This window comes from Cognatishimia activa, assembly GCF_017798205.1.
Taxonomy (GTDB): domain Bacteria; phylum Pseudomonadota; class Alphaproteobacteria; order Rhodobacterales; family Rhodobacteraceae; genus Cognatishimia; species Cognatishimia activa_A.
Genome location: NZ_CP060010.1, coordinates 3,060,521 through 3,080,897 on the forward strand (window position 1 = coordinate 3,060,521; position 20,377 = coordinate 3,080,897).

Annotated in this window: 22 protein-coding genes; 12 read left to right on the forward strand and 10 right to left on the reverse strand. The window is 56.6% G+C overall.

Going from position 1 to position 20,377, the window contains the following annotated elements; all coding sequences use genetic code 11:
• Nucleotides 1-5 precede the first annotated feature (5 nt).
• The 6 genes from HZ995_RS15135 (at nt 6) to HZ995_RS15160 (ending at nt 5,520) form a co-directional block, all read left to right on the forward strand.
• Complete coding sequence (locus HZ995_RS15135; RefSeq protein ID WP_209356483.1) at nt 6-1,085, forward strand: OmpP1/FadL family transporter; 1,080 nt, start codon at nt 6-8, stop codon at nt 1,083-1,085.
• A 121-nt stretch (nt 1,086-1,206) separates the two neighbouring features.
• Nucleotides 1,207-2,064 carry an ATPase gene (locus HZ995_RS15140; RefSeq protein WP_209356484.1) on the forward strand — a complete coding sequence of 286 codons (858 nt, stop codon included), beginning with the start codon at nt 1,207-1,209 and terminating at the stop codon, nt 2,062-2,064.
• Nucleotides 2,065-2,109: 45 nt separating this feature from the next.
• Nucleotides 2,110-3,054, forward strand: coding sequence for a homoserine O-acetyltransferase MetA (gene metA, locus HZ995_RS15145; protein ID WP_209356485.1), 945 nt, complete (start codon nt 2,110-2,112; stop codon nt 3,052-3,054).
• A 1-nt stretch (nt 3,055) separates the two neighbouring features.
• Nucleotides 3,056-4,000, forward strand: a complete 945-nt coding sequence (locus HZ995_RS15150) for an alpha/beta fold hydrolase (RefSeq protein WP_209356486.1) — start codon at nt 3,056-3,058, stop codon at nt 3,998-4,000.
• A gap of 40 nt (nt 4,001-4,040) precedes the next feature.
• Nucleotides 4,041-4,910, forward strand: coding sequence for a polyphosphate kinase 2 (gene ppk2 / locus HZ995_RS15155; RefSeq protein WP_209356487.1), 870 nt, complete (start codon nt 4,041-4,043; stop codon nt 4,908-4,910).
• Nucleotides 4,903-5,520 carry a TetR/AcrR family transcriptional regulator gene (locus HZ995_RS15160; RefSeq protein ID WP_209356488.1) on the forward strand — a complete coding sequence of 206 codons (618 nt, stop codon included), beginning with the start codon at nt 4,903-4,905 and terminating at the stop codon, nt 5,518-5,520. The genes ppk2 and HZ995_RS15160 overlap by 8 nt, the downstream gene beginning before the upstream one ends.
• Nucleotides 5,521-5,641: 121 nt before the next feature.
• Here HZ995_RS15160 and rpsI read toward each other — a convergent pair whose 3' ends face one another.
• From rpsI to HZ995_RS15175, 3 genes are all read right to left on the reverse strand, one after another.
• Nucleotides 5,642-6,127, reverse strand: a complete 486-nt coding sequence (gene rpsI, locus HZ995_RS15165; protein WP_209356489.1) for a 30S ribosomal protein S9 — start codon at nt 6,125-6,127, stop codon at nt 5,642-5,644.
• Between the two features lie 2 nt (nt 6,128-6,129).
• Nucleotides 6,130-6,591, reverse strand: coding sequence for a 50S ribosomal protein L13 (gene rplM / locus HZ995_RS15170; RefSeq protein WP_209356490.1), 462 nt, complete (start codon nt 6,589-6,591; stop codon nt 6,130-6,132).
• Nucleotides 6,592-6,750: 159 nt separating this feature from the next.
• Nucleotides 6,751-8,145 carry a PLP-dependent aminotransferase family protein gene (locus HZ995_RS15175; protein WP_245168687.1) on the reverse strand — a complete coding sequence of 465 codons (1,395 nt, stop codon included), beginning with the start codon at nt 8,143-8,145 and terminating at the stop codon, nt 6,751-6,753.
• Between the two features lie 108 nt (nt 8,146-8,253).
• On the opposite strand from HZ995_RS15175, the gene HZ995_RS15180 reads away from it, so the two are divergent.
• Complete coding sequence (locus tag HZ995_RS15180) at nt 8,254-8,487, forward strand: DUF1127 domain-containing protein (RefSeq protein ID WP_209356491.1); 234 nt, start codon at nt 8,254-8,256, stop codon at nt 8,485-8,487.
• Nucleotides 8,488-8,521: 34 nt separating this feature from the next.
• Here HZ995_RS15180 and HZ995_RS15185 read toward each other — a convergent pair whose 3' ends face one another.
• Nucleotides 8,522-8,947: a PaaI family thioesterase gene (locus tag HZ995_RS15185; RefSeq protein ID WP_209356492.1), complete on the reverse strand. Its 426-nt coding sequence runs from the start codon at nt 8,945-8,947 to the stop codon at nt 8,522-8,524.
• Nucleotides 8,948-9,391: 444 nt separating this feature from the next.
• On the opposite strand from HZ995_RS15185, the gene trmFO reads away from it, so the two are divergent.
• The 3 genes from trmFO to gluQRS all read left to right on the forward strand — a co-directional run bounded on the left by trmFO (nt 9,392) and on the right by gluQRS (nt 12,259).
• On the forward strand, nt 9,392-10,735 hold the full coding sequence (gene trmFO, locus HZ995_RS15190) for a methylenetetrahydrofolate--tRNA-(uracil(54)-C(5))-methyltransferase (FADH(2)-oxidizing) TrmFO (protein ID WP_209356493.1): 1,344 nt from the start codon (nt 9,392-9,394) through the stop codon (nt 10,733-10,735).
• A 67-nt stretch (nt 10,736-10,802) separates the two neighbouring features.
• On the forward strand, nt 10,803-11,414 hold the full coding sequence (locus tag HZ995_RS15195; protein WP_209356494.1) for a class I SAM-dependent DNA methyltransferase: 612 nt from the start codon (nt 10,803-10,805) through the stop codon (nt 11,412-11,414).
• On the forward strand, nt 11,411-12,259 hold the full coding sequence (gene gluQRS, locus HZ995_RS15200; protein WP_209356495.1) for a tRNA glutamyl-Q(34) synthetase GluQRS: 849 nt from the start codon (nt 11,411-11,413) through the stop codon (nt 12,257-12,259). The genes HZ995_RS15195 and gluQRS overlap by 4 nt, the downstream gene beginning before the upstream one ends.
• Here the strand turns inward: gluQRS and hisI are convergent.
• Nucleotides 12,256-12,630 (reverse strand): phosphoribosyl-AMP cyclohydrolase, encoded by a 375-nt coding sequence (gene hisI, locus HZ995_RS15205; RefSeq protein ID WP_209356496.1) that lies wholly within the window; start codon nt 12,628-12,630, stop codon nt 12,256-12,258. The genes gluQRS and hisI overlap by 4 nt on opposite strands.
• Before the next feature lie 66 nt (nt 12,631-12,696).
• Here hisI and HZ995_RS15210 point away from each other — a divergent pair, with 66 nt between their 5' ends.
• Nucleotides 12,697-13,149 (forward strand): iron-sulfur cluster assembly scaffold protein, encoded by a 453-nt coding sequence (locus tag HZ995_RS15210; RefSeq protein ID WP_209356497.1) that lies wholly within the window; start codon nt 12,697-12,699, stop codon nt 13,147-13,149.
• A 208-nt stretch (nt 13,150-13,357) separates the two neighbouring features.
• On the opposite strand, the gene HZ995_RS16165 is transcribed toward HZ995_RS15210, so the two are convergent.
• The 5 genes from HZ995_RS16165 to HZ995_RS15230 form a co-directional block, all read right to left on the reverse strand.
• A complete protein-coding gene (locus tag HZ995_RS16165; protein ID WP_280719817.1) occupies nt 13,358-13,480 on the reverse strand; it encodes a hypothetical protein in 123 nt (40 codons plus the stop codon).
• A gap of 118 nt (nt 13,481-13,598) precedes the next feature.
• Nucleotides 13,599-15,689, reverse strand: coding sequence for an ATP-dependent DNA helicase RecG (recG, locus tag HZ995_RS15215; protein WP_209356498.1), 2,091 nt, complete (start codon nt 15,687-15,689; stop codon nt 13,599-13,601).
• A complete protein-coding gene (ligA, locus tag HZ995_RS15220; RefSeq protein WP_209356499.1) occupies nt 15,686-17,812 on the reverse strand; it encodes an NAD-dependent DNA ligase LigA in 2,127 nt (708 codons plus the stop codon). The genes recG and ligA overlap by 4 nt, the downstream gene beginning before the upstream one ends.
• A 185-nt stretch (nt 17,813-17,997) precedes the next feature.
• Nucleotides 17,998-18,717 (reverse strand): response regulator transcription factor CtrA, encoded by a 720-nt coding sequence (gene ctrA / locus HZ995_RS15225; RefSeq protein WP_209356500.1) that lies wholly within the window; start codon nt 18,715-18,717, stop codon nt 17,998-18,000.
• A 107-nt stretch (nt 18,718-18,824) separates the two neighbouring features.
• Nucleotides 18,825-19,103: a DUF1153 domain-containing protein gene (locus HZ995_RS15230; protein ID WP_209356501.1), complete on the reverse strand. Its 279-nt coding sequence runs from the start codon at nt 19,101-19,103 to the stop codon at nt 18,825-18,827.
• A gap of 125 nt (nt 19,104-19,228) precedes the next feature.
• Here HZ995_RS15230 and mnmA point away from each other — a divergent pair, with 125 nt between their 5' ends.
• Nucleotides 19,229-20,371 (forward strand): tRNA 2-thiouridine(34) synthase MnmA, encoded by a 1,143-nt coding sequence (gene mnmA, locus HZ995_RS15235; protein WP_209356502.1) that lies wholly within the window; start codon nt 19,229-19,231, stop codon nt 20,369-20,371.
• Nucleotides 20,372-20,377 lie beyond the last annotated feature (6 nt).

Sequence of the window (20,377 nt, forward strand, 5' to 3'; positions counted from 1 at the left end):
GTACAATGATCAAAAAACTTACAGGCGCATTGTCGCTGACGTTGATGGCGACGACAGCCATGGCGGGTGGATTGGAGCGATCTAACCAATCGGTTGGCATCATTTTTGAGAGCGGCGATTACGCAGAATTCTCATTCGGAATAGTCCGTCCTAATGTAACCGGCACTCAAAGCCTCGGAGGCGCGCCCTCCGGAGACATGGCAGGCGATTATTCACCGGTGGCGTTCGGCTTGAAGATGGATGTTACTGAGGATGTAAGTGTCGCGCTGGTAGTGGACTCGCCTTATGGCGGCGATGTTAGCTATCCAACCGGTACTGGCTACGCCCTCGCTGGAACAACTGCAGATGTGAACTCACAAGCTCTGACAGCGATTGCGCGATATCAAATGAACGAGAACTTCAGCGCATATGCTGGTGTCCGTACACAACGCGTAGATGGCGATGTTGCGATTACAGGTGGCTACACGCTAGACGTCTCTCAAGGATCTGGAACGGGTTACTTGGTCGGCGCAGCCTACGAGATCCCGGAAATCGCATTGCGGGCGTCTTTGACATATAATTCTGCGATTGATCACACACAATCGGTTACTGAATCGGGCGTCGGCACCTATAATCTGAGTTTCAAGACACCAAAGTCTTGGCACCTTGAAGCACAAAGTGGCATTGCCGAAGATACATTGCTTTTCGGTAGCGTTCGTTGGGTGAATTGGTCTGATTTTGCATTGACCCCAACAGGGTTTGCATTGGCCAACGGCGGCGCATCGCTGCTTTCTTATTCAAACGATGTGACTACCTATACACTCGGTGTTGGACGTCGCCTCAACGACAATTGGTCAGTTTCCGTCTCAGCGCGTCACGAAAAAGCCGAAGGTGGTTTTTCGGGTAACTTTGGCCCGAATGATGGTTCAACTGGTCTAACTATCGGAGCGCGCTACACGCAGGATAACATCACAGTTTCAGGTGGCATTAACTACACGTGGCTTGGTGACACGAACACGGTTCTGAATGCAGCACCCCTCATCACTGGCTCGTTTACAAACAACTACGCAATTGGTGCGGGCCTGAAAGTCGGTGTTCATTTCTAATCCGAGATTCAAAAGTTGAAAATGAAACCCCGCCCATCTCGGCGGGGTTTTTTTCATTTCACCATTTGACGCCCTGCCCGCACACAGCTACCTAATTCCAAACAGCAATTTGAGCCGGGCCATGATCTATCAATCCGCTTCCGACTGGCGCAATGCGCCGCATAAACGCGTCACGCTTTTCGCGATGTCTGGCCTGGGCAAGACCTATGTCTCAAACCTAATGCGCGCGACGGGGGACTGGTTTCACTATTCCGTCGATTACCGCATTGGCACACGCTACATGGGCGAGGCCATCGTGGATCACGCGAAATCCGAGGCCATGAAGGTCCCGTACCTGCGTGAGCTTTTGCTGAGCGACAGCATCTATATCGGCAACAACATCACCTTCGAGAACCTCGCACCGCTCTCGGCCTATCTGGGCAAACCCGGAGACCCCGCCAAAGGCGGCGTGCCCTTTGATGAATATATGCGCCGCCAAGAACTGCACCGCGCCTCCGAGGTGGCCGCGACGCTCGATACCGCGCATTTCATCAAACGCGCTCAGGAGCTTTATGGCTATGGCAATTTCATCTGCGATACGTCCGGCTCGATCTGCGAGGTCGTAGAGCCAGAGAACCCTGACGACCCTGTCCTAAAGGCTTTGACAGAGCAGACGCTGCTGGTTTGGATCAAGGGCTCTGACGCCCATACCGAAGAGCTGGTCAAACGCTTTGATCGCGCGCCTAAGCCTATGTATTACCAGCCGAAGTTCCTGCAATCAGCATGGTCGGAATACCTCGCGGAACAGGGCTGCGATGAGGATGCTGTGGACCCGAACGCCTTCGTGCGCTGGACCTACGCCCGCGCCCTTGCCGCACGCCAGCCGCGCTATGAGGCCATGTCGAAATGGGGCATCACGCTGGCTGGCGAAGATGTCGCCAAGGTCAAATCTGCTGCCGAATTCGAAGCCCTCATCGAAGAGACCCTTGAGCAAGCCTAATCTCTGCCTTACATAGGACCATCCAAGATATAGGAATTTTGTCCAATGCCCATCAAGCTGCCCTCTCACCTGCCTGCCTTTGACGTGCTCTCGCGCGAAGGCGTGATGGTGATGTCCGAGCGGCAGGCGGCACGACAAGACATCCGCCCTCTGCGCATCGGCCTCTTGAACCTGATGCCGAAAAAGATCCAAACCGAGAACCAATTCGCCCGTCTGATCGGCGCGACACCTTTGCAGATCGAGTTTTCACTGATCCGCATGAGCGAGCATCAGACCAAAAACACCGCCGCCGCCCATATGGAAGAATTTTACCGCCCGTTTTCCGAGGTGAAGGCGACTGGCGAAAAGTTCGACGGCCTGATCATCACCGGCGCGCCGATTGAACATCTGCCGTTTGAGGAGGTCACCTATTGGGACGAGCTCTGCGAAGTCTTTGACTGGACCCAGACCCATGTGCATTCGACCTTGGGTGTGTGCTGGGGTGGCATGGCGATGATCTACTATTTCCATGGCGTGCAAAAACACATTCTGGACGCCAAAGCCTTTGGGTGTTTCCGGCAAAAGAACCTGGCCCCTGCCAGTCATTATTTGCGTGGTTTTTCAGATGATTGCGTCATTCCGGTCAGCCGCTGGACCGAGATGAAGCAGGACGAGATCGACACGGTTGATGGGCTACAGACGCTCTTGGGCAACGAGGACACCGGCCCTTGCTTGGTCGAGGATAAAGCCAAACGTGGCCTCTATATCTTTAACCATTTTGAGTATGACTCAGGCACGCTGAAGCAGGAATATGACCGAGACGTCGCGTCCGGCACGCCGATAAACGTGCCGAGCAACTATTATCCCGACGATGATCCCAGCCAGGATCCAATGAATCGTTGGCGCAGCCATGCACATTTGCTCTATGGAAATTGGGTTTCTGAACTATATGAAACCACACCATTTGACATTTCCAAGATCGGAGAGAAGAGCACCGATCTAAGGGGGTAATATGCGCATCCTTTTGATCCTTGCGATCCTGATTTTGGGGCTGGCGACGCTCACCGTCTGGCGCGCCGCGCGCAATGAGGCACAGGCCCGTATTGACACCCCGCCTTTAGGTGAAATCATCGAGGTCGATGGCCACGACGTGCATGCTCTGGTCAAAGGCAGCGGTCCTGATCTTGTGCTGATCCACGGCTCTTCCGGCAATATCCGCGACTTTACCCATTCGCTGGTCGATCAGTTGACGGATCGCTACCGCGTCATCGTGCTGGATCGCCCCGGTCTGGGCTATTCTGATGCGGTCAATCCTAAAGGCGACACGATCTTTGAACAGGCCGCGATCTTGCAGAAAGCTGCCGCACAGTTGGGGGCCGACAAACCCATCGTCGTGGGTCAAAGCTATGGTGGCACAGTCGCTTTGGCCTGGGCTGCGGACCATCCGGACGCGCTTTCTGCCCTCGTGACCCTCGCGGCTCCTGCCGAGCCATGGGACACGCCGCTCGCAAGGCTTTATGAAATCAATTCAAACCCTTGGCTTAGCTGGGCTGTCTTGCCGGTCATCTCAGCTTGGGTGCCCAACAGCCATGTCCAAAACGTCCTGATAGAGGTTTTCGCGCCGCAACCGGTGCCCGAGGGATACCTTAACCATTTTGGCAGAATGACCCTGAGCCGCGGTTCGCAAAAAGCCACCGCCCTGCAGCGCAAACGGTTCCTGGACGAGGTACGGACGCTGAAACCCCGCTATAGTCAGATCTCTGTGCCGACTGAAGTCCTGCACGGCGATGCGGATGATACGGTCAATATCGACCTGCACACGCCGACTTTGCTGAACGCAATCGAGGGGGCGCAACTCACCACCCTGCCCGGCATCGGCCATATGCCCCAGCACGTCGCGCAAGAGGCTGTTTTGGACGCAATCGACCGCGCCGCGATACACGCCGCATTGCGCTAAGCGCTTGGGATCGCCATATTAATCAAAATGGAGAGATCTCATGCAGCTGCCCTTTGACGGTGCCATCAGCGCCTATCACACCGACCTCGCGCCTCAAGAGCTGCGTGACGCCATTGCGCAGGCGGGCAAGAAAGACATCGTGGACACAGGCTATCCATATGCCGAACGTATGGGCCGCAAGGCCTATGAGGCGCAATACGATGCGCTGCAGATCGAGCTGGTGAAATTGCAAGCCTGGGCCAAGGAAAGCGGCGCACGGATTGCGATTGTCTTTGAGGGGCGTGATGCAGCGGGCAAAGGCGGCACCATCAAACGGTTTCGCGAAAACCTCAACGCACGGGGCGCGCGCGTGGTGGCGCTCTCCAAACCGACAGAACGCGAACAGGGCCAATGGTATTTCCAGAGGTATATCAAACACTTGCCCACCTCCGGCGAAATCGTCTTCTTTGATCGCAGCTGGTACAATCGCGGCGTTGTGGAAAAGGTATTTGGCTTTTGCACGGATGAGCAACGTGAACATTTCTTCACGCAAGTGAACGACTTTGAAAAGATGCTCGAAGACGAAGGCATTATCCTTGTAAAGTTCTGGCTCAACGTGGGCCGTGCCGAACAACTGCGCCGGTTCTTGTCACGCGAGAGCGATCCGTTGAAACAATGGAAGCTCAGCTGGATCGACGTCGAAGGCCTTAAGAAATGGGACGACTATACGGCGGCGATTGGAGAGACCCTGACCCGCTCTGACAGCGCCCCTGCCCCCTGGACCGTCATCCGGTCAGACGACAAGCGCCGGGCTCGGCTGGCTGCGATCCGCCATGTGCTAAGCCAGATCGACTATGATCGCAAAGACGCCGCCGCTATTGGCGCGCAAGACGACAAAATCTGCGGAGGCATCGACATCTGGAATGCCTAAACGCGGCTATCATCACGGCAACCTGCGCCAAGCGCTGGTTGAGGCGGCCTTGCAGCTGATCGAGGCCAAGGGCCCGACCGGTTTCACCCTCTCAGAAGCCGCGAAAACCGCGGGTGTAACCCCGGCTGCGGTCTATCGGCACTTCGAAGGACGCGACGATCTAATCGCAGAGGCGGCCCGCCAAGGCTATGAAATCTTTGCGGATTTGATGCAATACGCCTACGACAAGGGCCAGCCCTCGGCGCTCTCGTCTTTTGAAGCGACAGGCCGCGCTTATCTGGCCTTCGCCCGTCGCTATCCCGGCCACTACATCGCGATGTTTGAAAGCGGGATTTCAGTTAACCGGACGCCGGAACTCGCAGCGGTGGCGCAGCGCGCACGCGGCGTGATGGAAAAAGCCGCTGCCGATCTCTCCGAACACATCCCACCAGAAAAGCGCCCGCCCCCCAGCATGTTCTCTGCACACGTATGGGCCATGAGCCACGGCGTTGTGGAGCTTTTTGCACGGAACTCGCCCGGCACCCAAAGCCCATTTGCTCCCGAAGATCTGCTTGAATCAGGCATCGGCGTCTATCTGCGTGGCCTGGGGCTGATAAAACCCGACACCTAGACTTTCTCTTGCTGAAAATATCCTGGGGGTCTGGGGGCAAGCCCCCAGCCAAATCATCCATCACCCAAAACAAAAAGGGCCGCCCGAAGGCAGCCCTTTCCGAAAACATAGACCCAGGCGATTAACGCTTGGAGAACTGGAAGGAACGACGCGCTTTACGCTTACCGAACTTCTTACGTTCAACAACACGCGAGTCACGTGTCAGGAAGCCAGCGGCTTTCAGAGCGCCACGCAGGGATGGTTCATAAAGCTGCAGAGCTTTAGAGATACCGTGCTTCACCGCACCCGCTTGGCCGGACAGACCGCCGCCCTTAACGGTTGCGTAAACGTCAAACTCGCCTTCAACGCCAGCAACAGTGAACGGCTGAGCCAGGATCATCTGCAGCACAGGGCGTGCGAAGTATTCGTTCATTGGCTTGCCGTTGACTTCGACCTTGCCGGAACCTGGTTTGATCCAAACGCGGGCAACCGCATCTTTACGTTTGCCGGTCGCATAGGAACGGCCCAGCTCGTCACGAACAGGCTCACGTGGGGCCAGCTCGACCACAGCAGCCTCTTCGCCGGCTACGGCGTTCAGCTCTTCGAGGGAATTCACTTGATCAGTCATGATTAGCTCCGGGTGTTCTTGGAGTTCATGGATTTCACATCCAGCACTTCTGGCGATTGCGCCTCATGTGGGTGCTCGGAGCCAGCATAGACACGCAGGTTGGTCATGATCTGGCGGGACAGACGGTTGCCCGGCAGCATGCGCTTTACCGCTGCGGTCACAACGCGCTCTGGGTACTTGCCTTCCAGCAGCTCGCCTGCAGTACGGGACTTGATGCCGCCTGGGTGGCCAGTGTGCCAGTAATAGTTCTTGTCCGTGCGTTTCTTGCCGGTCATCTGAACTTTTTCAGCGTTGATGATGATGACGTTGTCGCCGCAATCCATATGCGGAGTGAAAGACGCCTTGTGCTTGCCGCGCAGGCGCATAGCAACGATCGACGCCAAACGGCCCAGCACCACGCCCTCGGCGTCGATGATGATCCACTTCTTGTCGATGTCTGCTGGAGTAGCAGAGAAGGTTTTCATGTGGTTCTACCTGATATTTGGTAGCAGCGCCGAACGAGTCCGACGCGCTTGTTAAGCGATGGGCGGGTTATAAAGGGTGGAAATGCACAGTCAAGCGCACAAGGTGCGAAATATGCACACGATTTCAAGGTGTTACAAAATAGGTATTATTTTACCCCATCAGACATCTACCGAATTGGGCGGATTTTCCAGCATTTCGGACATACGACGCAGCGCGCGTTCAAATTCAGCTTGGGGAATCTGTGGGTTTATCCCAATGCGCACGGCATTTGGTGCTTGCCCGTCCTGTAAGGCAAACTCATCCGCAGACTTGATCCCGATCTTTTCAGCGGCGCAGGCAGCCGTAAATGTCGACCCCCTCCAGCCCTGCGGCAAACGCAGCCAGATAAACGGTACTTCTTTGCGCCAGCGGATGTCCCATTTGCCCAGAATATTGACGGCGATCTTCACCAGTTCTTCGGTTTTGGCAGAGGTCAGTCGCCGCAACCGTTCAGCCTCTCCTGACGTGAGCAATTCGGTACAGAGGTCCAAGATCGGCGTAGGGAGGCCGTAAAACGTGCTCTGCGCCACTTGCCGCGCAACCGAGGCCTTGCCCGTCGCGCAGGCCACATAGCCAAAGCGCACCGCTGCTGAAACCGATTTGGTCAGCGACGACACATACCACGCTCGCTCTGGTACAATCGCGCGATAAGTCGGACGGTCAGTGCGACAAACACAATAGCAATCGTCCTCGATGATTTGCAGCTGATAACGCCGTGCGATCTCTGCGATCTCTTGGCGGCGCGTTTCCGACGCGCGAATGGTGGTGGGGCTATGGGTTTCCGCGACGGTCACAAGCGCCTGACCACCGTGCTGACGCAAGGCCTCTTCCAGCAAATCCGGGCGCATCCCGTCTTGATCCATTTTTACGCCCACAGCCTGCGCGCGCAAAAGTCGCGCCGCGTGGCGGATACCGGGGTAGCCAAGGTCTTCGGTCAGGATCACAGGGTTCGGGCCATAAAGGCAGGCCTGCAACGTCATTATGACGGAATGCTGCGCACCAAGCCCCAAGACGATATCATCCGCAGAGAGACGCCCAACCCGATCCGGGCCGATCCAATCGACCACCGCCTGCCGCGCGGCCAAATCGCTGTCAGGTGTCGGGCAGTCCACATAGTTCTGACCAATCTCTCCCCCCAACTGCCGCATGATCTGCCGGATCGAAGCATCTTGCCCGACCTCAGGCACTTTGACGCCGCGCATATTGAGATCTGTGTCCTGATAAACCGAGACCAAGGACTCCTCGACCACAGGCTCCGCGCGTTCGCCTTCGGACACAAAAGTGCCCCGCCCGACCGTTGTTTCCACGAGCCCCTCTTCGACCGCCATCTTATAGGCCCGCGCGACGGTGCCCGGCGTGATCCCGAGTTGCCAGGCCAATTCCCGCACTGGCGGCAGCTTGAACCCGACAGACAATTCCCCGGATCGCACCGCTGCGCGCAGGGATTGTATTAGTACAATGTACTTAGATTCCGAAATATTCGCGAAATCAGGCGGCCAAATTGTATCAGTCACAATAATCTCCTCGGGTTATTGTCACCGTAATTGTACAAATACAGCAATACAATCACCCAATTGTACCAATACAATTTCTGGACCACCGACACAATAAAGGAGATCCCCATGTCACGGACGTCCACACTGCAACTGACGCAACTTACTCAAACCGCAGCGACCCAGCCTCTTCCGGTCTTTGCGCAATGGGCGATTGCCTTTGCAGCGACCGTGACGGTTTGGGATCGGCGTGTGCGCACCCGAAAGGCGCTGGCGCGGCTTGAGAACGCCGAGTTGCATGACATCGGCATCACGCCAGAGCAAGCCCGCGACGAAGTCAGAAAACGTTATTGGGAAGCGTGAAACACAAAGGGCCGGCACAGACCGGCCCTTTTCTTTAGGATTTCACTGGCGGGACAGAATAAGTCAACGAGGCCCGCGCGACCAAATCATCCGACCCTTCAGAACGCAGACGCACATCTGTAACCGTCAACGCCTTGCCGTGTTTCAAAAGCTCGGCATGCGCAATCAGATCCTTGCCCGCCTCGGGCTTGCGCATGAAGTCGATAGAGCAACTGGTTGTCACCGCCAAAGCCTTACGTCCGACAACCGCCAAAGTCGCCACATAAGCCGACACATCCGCCAACCCGAACATCGCAGGCCCAGACACAGTCCCACCCGGGCGAATGTGACGATCATTCACCTTCAGCTTCATAACCGTATGTCGCCCATCCATTTCCATAATCTCAAACTGAGACCAAACCTGAGGAAACACCTCGGCCAGATACTCTGACAGCTCTTCTTTGGAAATCACCGGGGTCATGTTGTGCCTCATACGTGTTTCACAATTCTTTTCGCCCCAAGGCCAGAGACTCAAGCGTCCAAATCCGTGACGTCACGGCAGAATTAAGGCGTGTTCGGCGTCATCGGGCCTTTTAGATAGGCGGAATTTCAGAGAATTGTTCGTTCTGGGACAATAAATTAGGGGCATCGCCAAGATTGGACACATTTCGGCACAAGTCGGCATATTCCTGCCCTAATTTCTGCAATTTCTCTGGAATCAGCCCGCGTTTTCTGGCATAAGATTTTCAGACGCTTCATTGGGTCGCTGAACGGTGGAAGGTCCCTCCAAGGTCAACTCTCTCTGACCTCGACATTCCTGCCTCAGCGACCCAAATGTGTTTTAGCCCCCCGAAATCACGACCAAAACCGCATTGCGCTGGCGCATGCCCTTCCCTTTGCACCGCTTCTGGCCTATCTGCGCCTCATGACAGAGACATTGCATATCATCGGCGGCGGCATGGCCGGATCGGAAGCGGCCTGGCAGGCGGCGAATATGGGCGTCAACGTGGTGATCCACGAGATGCGCCCCAAGGTCGAGACCTTTGCCCATCGCACTGGACATCTGGCCGAGATGGTGTGCTCAAACTCTTTCCGCTCCGATGACGACGAACAAAACGCGGTTGGCCTTTTGCACTGGGAAATGCGCGCGGCCAACGGGCTGATCATGGCCATGGCCGACAAACATCGCCTGCCTGCGGGCGGAGCTTTGGCGGTAGACCGGGATCCTTTTGCGGAAAGTGTAACGGAGGCGCTGACCGCGCATCCTAATATTTCGGTGGAATACGGTGAAATCACCGAGCTGCCCCAAGACGGCCATTGGATCATCGCAACGGGCCCTCTGACGTCAGCCGGTCTTGGCGCCGCCATTCAGGCCGAAACCGGCGCCGATGCTTTGGCGTTCTTTGATGCCATCGCCCCGATTGTCTATGCTGAGAGCATCAATATGGACGTCGCCTGGTTGCAGTCTCGATATGACAAGGGCGATACCGAAGAAGAACGCAAGGCCTACCTCAACTGCCCGATGACATATGAGCAGTACGAGGCCTTCATCGACGCGCTTGAGACGGCTGACAAAACCGAATTCCACGAAGGCGAAACTGCTGGATACTTTGACGGTTGTCTGCCGATCGAAGTCATGGCCGAGCGCGGCCGCGAGACTTTGCGTTTTGGCCCGATGAAGCCAGTGGGCCTTACGAACGCGCATGATCCCGACAACAAACCCTACGCCGTGGTTCAACTTCGTCGTGATAACGCTTTGGGAACGCTCTATAATATCGTGGGTTTCCAAACCAAAATGAAATACGGCGCGCAGACCGAAGTACTGCGCATGATCCCCGGCCTTGAGGACGCGAGCTTTGCGCGTCTGGGTGGCATTCACCGCAATACCTTCATCAATTCGCCGACGCTTTTGGACAATCAAATGCGGCTTAAAAGCAAACCGCATATCCGCTTTGCAGGCCAAATCACAGGCGTCGAAGGCTATGTGGAAAGCGCTGCCATGGGGCTTTTGGCGGGCCGTTTGGCGGCAGCAGAGATCCTTGGCAAACCGATGGAAACCGCGCCTGCGAACTCCGCCATGGGTGCTCTGGTCCATCACATCACCGGCGGGGCTGAGGCGAAGACCTTCCAGCCGATGAATGTGAACTTTGGTCTGTTCCATCCGGTCGAGGGCCTCAAAGGCGGACGTCGCGGGCGCAAAGACCGCTATAAGGCCTATACGGATCGCGCAAAAATCGACTGGCAAGACTGGCTGAACGCGCAATCCTGATGCGCTCTTTCGCGTAGCCGACCAAGAAATCATAGACGTAAGCGCTTTCACGCGCTTTACTTACGCTATGACAAAGAAGTTTTTGGACTCCGTTTACAATCTGGACACCGCCAGCGACGTCGAAGAATTCTATGACGACTGGGCGTCCACCTATGACGCCGAAGTCACCGACAACGGCTATCTCACCCCATCCCGCTGTGCGGATGCGCTTTGGCAGTTCTTGCCCAACCCAGAGACCAAGATTCTGGACGTTGGCTGTGGCACCGGCCTCTCTGGCGAGGCTTTGGCCAAAGTCGGCTACACCAACATTGACGGCATCGACCCCTCGGCCGAGATGCTTGCCATCGCCAAACGCAAGGGTGTCTACAAGACGGCCATTCATATGCAGGGCGAAGAGATGGACATCGAGCCCGGCAGCTATGAGGTCATCGCCTGCATCGGTGTCATCGGCGTCGGCGCCGCGCCCGTGTCCTTGTTGGACACAGTAGTGGATCTTTTGCCCTCGGGCGGGAAACTCGTGCTGTCCTATAACGACAAAGCCATCAAAGAACGTATTTACGAAGCCCGTCTGAACGATTATCTCGACGGCGGTAGCGCGCGGCTCTTGTTCCGAGAGTTGGGCGACCACCTGCCCGGCAAGGGCATGACCTCTTATGTCTATGTCGTTGAGAAAGTTTGACTTTTAGAACGCGATTTGCGCCTTCCCCGACTGGTCCTTTGCATCTGGGACACGCCTATTCCGCCTTGATCGCGGCCCAAGAAGCGCGCGTACATGGTGGAGAGTTGCTGTTGCGGATCGAGGATATCGATCAATCCCGCAGCCGGACGCATTGGGAAGATCAGATCTATGATGACCTCGCGTGGTTGGGCCTATCTTGGCCCCGCCCCGTAATGCGTCAATCGGAACGCACGAAGGCCTATGCACGCGCGGTTGCTAAGTTAACCGAAGCGGATTTGACCTATCCCTGCATTTGCCGCCGCGCGGATATTGAGGCGGCAGCCGGTGCGCCTCAGGAAGGTGTGCCGCAGTTTGGCCCTGACGGGCGGATCTACCCAGGGACCTGTCGTGCGCGCGCGTTTCCAGAGCCTCAGGATCACGCAATCCGCCTGAATATGGCGAAGGCTGTTGAAGGCCTGACAGAGCTAAGCTTTGTCGAACAGGGCGCGCTCTTTGCTGGCGCGCATCGCTTGGAGGCCGCTCAGCTTGTCGAGACCGTCGGGGATATCATCCTTGTGCGCAAAGGCATGGCCGCCAGCTATCATCTTGCGGTGGTCGTGGATGACGCAGATCAGGGCATTACCCAGGTCACGCGCGGCGCGGACCTTTGGGAAGCCACCCAAATTCACGTTCTATTACAGAAGCTTCTGGGCCTTTCTACACCCGACTACCATCACCACGACCTGATCCGCGACGATGCCGGAAAGCGGCTCGCCAAACGAGACGACGCCCGCGCCATAGCCACCTATCGCGCCGACGGCGCAACGCCAGAAGATGTCATCGAAATGGTCGGTCTGACACCCTAGTGGTCGTCGCAGTCATGCATTGGCTTCATAAGCTCAATCTCTTCGCCGTCCCGAACCGCTGTGTAAAAACAACTGCGTCGCATGGTGTGACAGGCCGCCCCAGTCTGGTTAATCAGCACAAGGATACAATCCTGATCGCAGTCATAGCGGAAATCGACCAATTCCTGCGTATGCCCGCTTGTCTCGCCCTTGATCCAAAACGACTGCCGTGACCTAGACCAATAGGTCACCCGCCCCGTTTCCAGCGTCCGCTTGACGGATTCCTCATTCATCCACGCCATCATCAAGACCTCATGGCTGGTGGCATCCTGCGCAATCGCAGGGATCAGGCCATTTGCGTCGTACTTCAGCGTTTTCGGGTCGAAAGCCATGAGGCGCCTCTTTGCATTTGGGTGTAGGAACTCTATCTAAGACTGGCGGCGAAAAGGAAAGACCTGATGTCTGGCGATACCGATCTGATCAAACTCTATTCTGGGCGCATTCTAGCGCTGGCCGCCGACATGCCGCGCACGGAGCGTTTGGCGGATCCGCATGCGACGGTCAAGAAACGCTCGCCGCTCTGTGGGTCAACAATAACCGTCGATGTGATCCTGCAAGACGATAAAATTTCCGAATATGGTCAGGATGTTAAGGCCTGCGCTTTGGGTCAAGCAGCGGCCTCAGTGGTGGGCGCGCATGTGGTGGGCCTGTCTCGCGCCGAGATCGAAACCGCGCGTGACGCTTTGAAAGACATGCTGAAAAACGACGGCCCCGCCCCCGCGGCCCCTTTCGAAGACCTCGAAGTGCTGCGCCCGGCCCGCGACTATAAAAACCGCCACGCGTCGATCATGCTCGCCCTTGAAGCCACGCTCGAAGCCATCGATCAGGCTGAGCAATCCGCCTGCGCCTGACCGCAATCTTCACAGCAAGACAAAAAAAATCGCCGCACGTCTCGGGGAAGACGGCGGCGAAAGTCGCGTGTTCTCTGCAATGGAAACGACGTTTCAGACGGGCTGATGTGAGGCAAACCCAAAGACTTTCAGGCAGTGACAGTCAATGCGCAGCAAGCGGGGACAGGCTACGCGGAAACATCAAAATGAGAACCGCAGGCAGATAAAATTAAACAAAACCGGGAACGTGCAGAGCCACGAGCATCATCACGACAAGAGACGCGGCACCAACTGCGTCTTGCAGCAGCGTGGACTGGGAATTTTGGATCGCGGACTTGATTTGACGAAGCATCGGGCTCTCCTGCACTCAGAATTATTTGTTGCTCATTTGTTCTCATTTTTAGCGAGTCGTGTAAAGAACTAAATAAGAACATTTGAGAACATTTTGTGAATATGGGAACGTTTAACGGCTAACCCACTGAAATCAAACGGATCGCTTGATCTTGTTCCATCAGCCACAAAAGAACACGCGCAGCCTGTCCACGGTCCGTGGTTAAATCGGGATCGTCATTTAACAGTTTTCGCGCGTCCGTTTGCGCAATTTGCATCAAATGCGCCTGTGATTCCATGTCAGCGATTCTGAACCGAGGCACGCCGGACTGCGCCGTCCCAATCAAATCCCCTGCCCCGCGCATCTCTAGATCGGTCTCGGCAATCCGAAACCCGTCATTAGTCTCGCGCATCACGGTCAGCCGCTTGGTGCCGCTTTCACTGAGTGGCGATTGATACAGCAACAGACAGGTTGAGGCCTCTGAGCCGCGTCCAACCCGTCCCCGCAACTGGTGCAGCTGCGCCAACCCAAAGATCTCGGCCCGTTCAATCACCATGATCGTGGCCTTGGGCACGTCGACGCCGACCTCAATCACCGTGGTCGCCACAAGGATCTGGGTTTCGCCATTCTGAAACGCCTTCATGGCCGCGTCTTTTTCTGCCGGCGGCATTTGACCATGCACAAGGCCCACAACGCCCTCGCCCAGCGTCGCGCGCAGGTGTTTGAACCGCTCTTCTGCGGCCGTCAGATCCAGAACCTCGCTTTCGTCCACCAGAGGACAGACCCAATAGGCCTGTTTACCTTCGTGAACAGCCTTTCGCAGGCGCTCGACCACCTCAGAGATCCGTTCGTCCGACACCATCACCGTCTGAATCGGCTGCCGTCCTGGGGGTTTTTCATCCAGCACCGACACGTCCATATCGCCATATTGCGCTAACGCCAGCGAGCGCGGGATTGGCGTCGCCGTCATCACCAAAACATCGGCTGCCGCGCCCTTTTTGCCCAGTTCCAGCCTCTGGCGCACGCCAAAGCGATGTTGTTCATCAACGATGGCAAGCCGCAGGTCTTTGAAATTCACGTCGGCCTGAAACACCGCATGGGTGCCCACCAAAATATGAATGTCTCCCCGTTCCAGCGCCGCCAGTTTCGCCGCGCGGTCTTTACCTTTGTCGCGCCCTGTTAAGATTTCGACAACCACGCCAGCCTGCTCGGCCAAAGGCTGCAACCCTTCCATATGCTGCCGTGCCAAGATCTCTGTCGGAGCCATCATGACGCCCTGTCCACCCGCCTCGATCGCCACCAAGAGCGACATAAAGGCGACCAGAGTTTTACCTGCCCCTACATCGCCCTGCAGCAAGCGGTTCATCCGCACCGGCCGCGCCATATCGTCGGAAATTTCTGAAATCGCGCGGGTTTGCGCGCCCGTCGGCCGATAAGGCAAAGCCTGAAGAACTTTGGACTGCAGACGCCCATTGGCGTGGCTTTCGATACCCCGCGCGCGGCGGGTTTGTTGGCGCGCAAGGGCCAACGTTAACTGGTGGGCCAGAAATTCATCATAGGCCAAGCGTTCCCGTGCTGGCGCGGTCGCCGAGATCTCACCCAACGCTTGCGGGTTATGCGCGGCCTCGATGGCATCCCGCCAGTCTGGCCATCCGGCCTTGTCCTTTTGCGCCGGATCGATCCATTCTGCGAGCAAGGGCGCGGTCGCGACCGCCGAGCGCGCGGCCTTGGTCATCACCTTCTGCGTAACCCCTGCAGTCAGCGGATAAACCGGCTCAAACTCTGGGATTTGACCGGCGTCCTCCACGGGCACCATATGGTCTGGATGCACCATTTGCCCGACGCCATCAAACAGCTCGACCCGTCCAGACACCAGTCGCACAGAGCCTTCTGGCAGCTGTTTCTTAAGATAATCTCCACGCGCGTGAAAAAACACGAGCTGAAAGGACGTCTTGGCGTCCTGCACCGTCACCCGGTAAGCGCCATTGCGGTTCCGGGGGGGCCGATGTGTGCCGATTTCCACTTCGACCGTTACAATCCCGGGCAGATCCGCGCCTTGGATCGTCTCGCGACGACGGCGATCCACCAGAGAATAGGGTAATGAAAACAACAGGTCGCGCGGCTTTTCCACCCCAAGCCCCGCCATGTTTTGCGCGATCTTTGGCCCCACGCCTTCCAGCTTGGTCAAGGCTCCAAAGAGCGGAAACAGGATTTCCGGACGACTGCTCACAGACCTTCGACCAGCGCAAGCCAGGCATCTTCGTCGATGGTGTCCACGCCCAAATCAGCGGCTTTCTTCGCTTTGGATCCAGCGCCTGGACCGGCCACCAATAAGTCTGTTTTCTTCGACACAGAACCCGCGACCTTCGCGCCCAACCGCTCTGCCCGCGCCTTGGCTTCGTCCCGCGTCATCTTTTCCAACTTGCCGGTAAAGACGACTGTTTTGCCCGCGACGGGGCTGCCCTCTGCTTTTGGTTTCTCGGCGGACTGGATCGACAATTGCGCAACGAGTTCGTCAATCACCGCGCGCTCTTTGTCTTGTGCGAAAGCCGTGACCAAAGACCGCGCCATGACCTCTCCGATGCCGTCCATCGCCAAGAGGTCTTCCCATTCGGGACCCTCAAACTGAGCGGCAGCCGTGACAGCGGCCTCAAAACTCTGCCAGTCGCCGTAGTGATTGGCGATCAAGTTAGACGCCGCCTCTCCGACGTGCCGGATTCCCAAAGCAAACAGCGCGCGGCCAAAGCCGATATTGCGTTTTTCGTTGATGGCGGCAAAGAGATTGGCCGCGCTTTGATCCCCCCAGCCTTTGCGGTTCTTGAGCTTGGTCAAATTGCCAGCGTCTCGGCCTTCCAGCCTGAAAATATCCGCAGGTGTCCGCACAGGCAGATCAGGATCATCAAAGAACATCTCGATTTGCTTCGCGCCAAGCCCCTCGATATCGAACGCCTTACGAGACACAAAATGTTTCAGTTTCTCAATCGCTTGAGCCGGGCAAATCATGCCGCCTGTGCATCGCCTTACGGCATCACCTTCTTCACGCACGGCCTCTGAACCGCATTCAGGGCAAAGAGTGGGAAAGACATAGGGCGTTGCATCAGCAGGCCGCTTGGACAGGTCCACATCTGCCACTTTCGGAATGACATCCCCCGCGCGATAGACCTGAACCCAATCACCTTCGCGAATGTCTTTACCGCCCCGGATCTCGGCGCCCTTGCTATCCAGACCCCGGATATAGTCCTCATTGTGCAACGTCGCATTCGAGACGACGACGCCCCCTACAGTCACCGGCTTCAGCCGCGCCACCGGAGACAGCGCGCCCGTGCGTCCGACCTGAATGTCGATTGTCTCAAGCGTGGTCCAGGCAAGTTCTGCAGGGAATTTATGCGCAATCGCCCAACGCGGCGTGGTCGAACGGAACCCGAGTCGGTCCTGCAAGGCAAGCTCATCCACCTTGTAGACAACCCCATCGATGTCATAGCCCAGTGACGCGCGCTGCGCTTCGATGTCTTTGTAGTGGGCAATCATCTCGGCGGGACCGTCACATAATTTGGTCAGATCATTGGTCACAAACCCCAATTCTGCCAGCCGTTTGATCGCTCCCATCTGCGTGCTTGCCAAAGGTGCCGAGAGATCCCCCCAAGCATAGGCAAAAAACCGCAACGGACGAGATTTGGTGACCTCGGAATCCAATTGCCGCAAAGATCCAGCCGCCGCATTGCGCGGATTGGCGAAAGGTTTGTCGCCTTTGGCCTCTTGCGCGGCATTGAGCGCTTCGAAATCGCTATGCGCCATGTAAACTTCGCCGCGCACTTCCAACACATCCGGAGCATCTGTCAGCTGCTGCGGGATATCCGACATCGTCAGCGCATTGGCCGTCACATTTTCGCCCGTCGCCCCGTCACCACGGGTTGCAGCTTGGACAAGCTGACCGCCTTCATAGCGCAAAGACAGGCTAAGCCCGTCGATTTTGGGTTCGGCCGTGAACTTCAGAGGCGCATCCGCCGCCAGTCCCAGAAAATTTCGGATCCGCCCGTCAAAATCCTGCACGTCTTCGTCTGTGAAAGCATTGCCCAACGACAACATGCGCACAACATGCTCGACCTTGGAAAACCCGGAAGCCACCGCAGCCCCAACCTGCTCGCTGGGGCTATCACTGCGTTTCAGATCCGGGAACGCGCGCTCGATTGCCGCGTTTCGCCGCTTGAGCCGGTCGTATTCGGCGTCCGACAGCTCTGGTGCATCAAGCGTGTGATAGTCCGTGTTTGCCTGCGCTAGGACTTTGGCCAAGCGGGCAAGCTCTTCCCGTGCCTCGGATGCGGAAAGTGTCGAGATGTCTTTTTCTGGCTGCACCGGACCTGCTCCTGAATTTATCTTTTTGATAAATCGGGTGCCAGCCTGCGTCCAGCCAGAATAAATTGTTTCGCGACGACCCTGATTCACCGGCTACTTTGGAAATGGTCCGTCGATCAGTTGGTTCCTGGTATGTCGCGTCAATCTTTCGTACCACGACTAACGCGAAAGGCACCGGCAAACGCCTAGGCACGCATGGCTACGCGATCCTCTTTGAGAGCTTCCACAATCTCTGGGTCGCGCAGCACATAACCCCGCCCCCAAACCGTTTCGATGTAGTTCTCACCCCCCGTGGCCTCAGAGAGCTTTTTGCGCAGCTTGCAGATAAAGACGTCGATAATCTTAAGCTCAGGCTCGTCCATGCCGCCATATAGGTGGTTCAGGAACATTTCCTTGGTCAAGGTCGTGCCCTTGCGCAGCGAAAGAAGCTCGAGCATCTGATATTCCTTGCCCGTCAGATGGACGATAGCGCCATCCACATCCGCGGTCTTTGCATCCAGATTGACCGACACGCGCCCGGTTTTGATGATCGACTGCGAATGACCTTTCGAACGGCGAATGATTGCATGAATACGCGCCACCAGTTCCTCGCGATGGAAGGGTTTCGTCAGATAGTCATCCGCGCCAAATCCAAAGCCCTTGAGTTTGCTTTCCGTATCGTCCGCGCCCGACAAAATAAGAATCGGCGTCTCAACGCGTGCACGGCGGATTTGACGCAATACTTCGTGACCGGCCATATCCGGCAAGCCAAGGTCCAGAAGGATCAGGTCATAGTCATAGAGCTTGGCCAGATCGATGCCTTCTTCGCCAAGATGTGTGCAATAGACGTTCAGGTTGGCGTGGCTCAGCATCATTTCGATGCTTTTGGTCGTGGTCGGATCGTCTTCAACTAAAAGAATGCGCATTAACTTTAACTCCAAAGAACTGGGAATAGAGAACGGTCAGCTACGCAACTGTGTGTAAAAACAAGTTAATTTCAAATTAACAGGCAGCAAAAACTGAAGAATTCGCTTTACGGTTGTCTAAATTTTTGCAGCGCAGTGGTCTTGAGCGCCTCTTCTCCGTGCTTGTGGATCGCGACCGACCATTGCACGAACTCTTCATTGCTGAGGTTATAGCGGCGCAGTGCCTCATCCTTGCTAATCAGCCCGTAGGCCACCCCACGCACCACGGCAGCCTTGCGCGAGGCCACCCAGCGCGATGTGCCTTTCGGCGGCAGATCTGCTTGCGAAAACACCTTGCCATTGGGCAATTTCACCGTGCGAAAGCCGTTCACTTTTTTCAAAAACATGGTCCCACCTCTTTTGTCCGAGGACAGAATGTGGAAAACGCACTTAACGCCGCATGAAGCGGCCCCTTGAGAGTAATTAGGATTTTCCTATATTCCTTTCTTTCTCGCCCTGAACGGAGCCCCAAATGAACGCCCTCACGGATCATCCGGTCAATTCCCTTGGCTTTGCAAAGCCACCCTCCGAGACCCGGGTTGTGGTCGCGATGTCAGGCGGCGTGGACAGCTCGGTTGTGGCCGCGAAACTGGCCGATGAGGGCTATGACGTGGTCGGCGTGACCCTGCAGCTTTACGACCACGGCGCCGCTTTAGCGAAAAAGGGCGCGTGTTGTGCAGGCATCGACATTCACGACGCGCGCCGTGTGGCTGAGGAAAAAGGCTTTCCGCATTATGTTCTGGACTATGAAAACATCTTTCAGGACGCAGTGATTGATGAATTTGCCGATAGCTATCTGGCCGGCGCAACGCCTGTGCCCTGCATCCGCTGCAATGAGCGCGTGAAGTTCAAGGATCTCTTGGAAACGGCCAAGGATTTGGACGCCGATTGCATGGCCACAGGCCACTACATCCAGCGCAAAATGGGCGCACATGGGGCCGAGCTGCATTCCGCCGAAGACGCGCGGCGCGATCAGAGCTACTTCCTCTTTTCGACCACGCCAGAACAGCTCGATTACCTGCGCTTTCCGCTGGGACATCTGCCTGACAAAGACGCAACCCGCGCACTGGCCGCTGAATATGGGCTGGCCGTGGCAGACAAGCCTGACAGCCAGGACATCTGTTTTGTGCCCAATGGTGACTATGCCTCTGTGATTGAGAAACTGCGCCCAGGGGCAGCGGAGCCGGGCGATATCGTCGATCCCGAGGGCCGCGTTTTGGGTCAGCACAATGGAGTCATCCACTACACGATCGGACAACGTCGTGGCCTCGGAATCGGTGGCCTTGAAGAGCCGCTTTATGTGGTGAAACTGGATGTCGATGCCAAGCAGGTCATCGTTGGCCCCAAGTCCATGCTGGCCACGCGGATCGTGCCTGTACGCGAGATCAACTGGCTGGGCGATGAGCCCTTTACGTCGAAATCCGAATGGCATGTATCGGTTAAGGTGCGTTCAACCCGTCCGCCGCGTGAGGCGATCTTGCGGCCGCTGTCGGATACCACCGCCGAAGTCGAATTGTTGACACCTGAGGAAGGCGTGTCTCCGGGGCAGGCTTGCGTGTTCTACGAAAGCGAAGGCAGCCGGATTTTTGGCGGCGGCTGGATCTGGAAGAGCTGATCGAAT

Bases quoted from the DNA above. Each gene is read 5' to 3' on its own strand.
- HZ995_RS15210 (WP_209356497.1), top strand. From the start codon at position 12,697: ATGTCTGGCGATACCGATCTGATCAAACTCTATTCTGGGCGCATTCTA.
- HZ995_RS15180 (WP_209356491.1), top strand. From the start codon at position 8,254: ATGTCACGGACGTCCACACTGCAACTGACGCAACTTACTCAAACCGCA.
- HZ995_RS15195 (WP_209356494.1), top strand. From the start codon at position 10,803: ATGACAAAGAAGTTTTTGGACTCCGTTTACAATCTGGACACCGCCAGC.
- ppk2 (WP_209356487.1), top strand. From the start codon at position 4,041: ATGCAGCTGCCCTTTGACGGTGCCATCAGCGCCTATCACACCGACCTC.
- mnmA (WP_209356502.1), top strand. From the start codon at position 19,229: ATGAACGCCCTCACGGATCATCCGGTCAATTCCCTTGGCTTTGCAAAG.
- HZ995_RS15185 (WP_209356492.1), bottom strand. From the start codon at position 8,947: ATGACCCCGGTGATTTCCAAAGAAGAGCTGTCAGAGTATCTGGCCGAG.
- metA (WP_209356485.1), top strand. From the start codon at position 2,110: ATGCCCATCAAGCTGCCCTCTCACCTGCCTGCCTTTGACGTGCTCTCG.
- HZ995_RS15230 (WP_209356501.1), bottom strand. From the start codon at position 19,103: ATGTTTTTGAAAAAAGTGAACGGCTTTCGCACGGTGAAATTGCCCAAT.
- HZ995_RS15135 (WP_209356483.1), top strand. From the start codon at position 6: ATGATCAAAAAACTTACAGGCGCATTGTCGCTGACGTTGATGGCGACG.
- trmFO (WP_209356493.1), top strand. From the start codon at position 9,392: ATGACAGAGACATTGCATATCATCGGCGGCGGCATGGCCGGATCGGAA.
- rpsI (WP_209356489.1), bottom strand. From the start codon at position 6,127: ATGACTGATCAAGTGAATTCCCTCGAAGAGCTGAACGCCGTAGCCGGC.
- HZ995_RS15140 (WP_209356484.1), top strand. From the start codon at position 1,207: ATGATCTATCAATCCGCTTCCGACTGGCGCAATGCGCCGCATAAACGC.
- HZ995_RS15150 (WP_209356486.1), top strand. From the start codon at position 3,056: ATGCGCATCCTTTTGATCCTTGCGATCCTGATTTTGGGGCTGGCGACG.
- ctrA (WP_209356500.1), bottom strand. From the start codon at position 18,717: ATGCGCATTCTTTTAGTTGAAGACGATCCGACCACGACCAAAAGCATC.
- rplM (WP_209356490.1), bottom strand. From the start codon at position 6,591: ATGAAAACCTTCTCTGCTACTCCAGCAGACATCGACAAGAAGTGGATC.
- HZ995_RS15160 (WP_209356488.1), top strand. From the start codon at position 4,903: ATGCCTAAACGCGGCTATCATCACGGCAACCTGCGCCAAGCGCTGGTT.
- hisI (WP_209356496.1), bottom strand. From the start codon at position 12,630: ATGGCTTTCGACCCGAAAACGCTGAAGTACGACGCAAATGGCCTGATC.
- HZ995_RS16165 (WP_280719817.1), bottom strand. From the start codon at position 13,480: ATGCTTCGTCAAATCAAGTCCGCGATCCAAAATTCCCAGTCCACGCTG.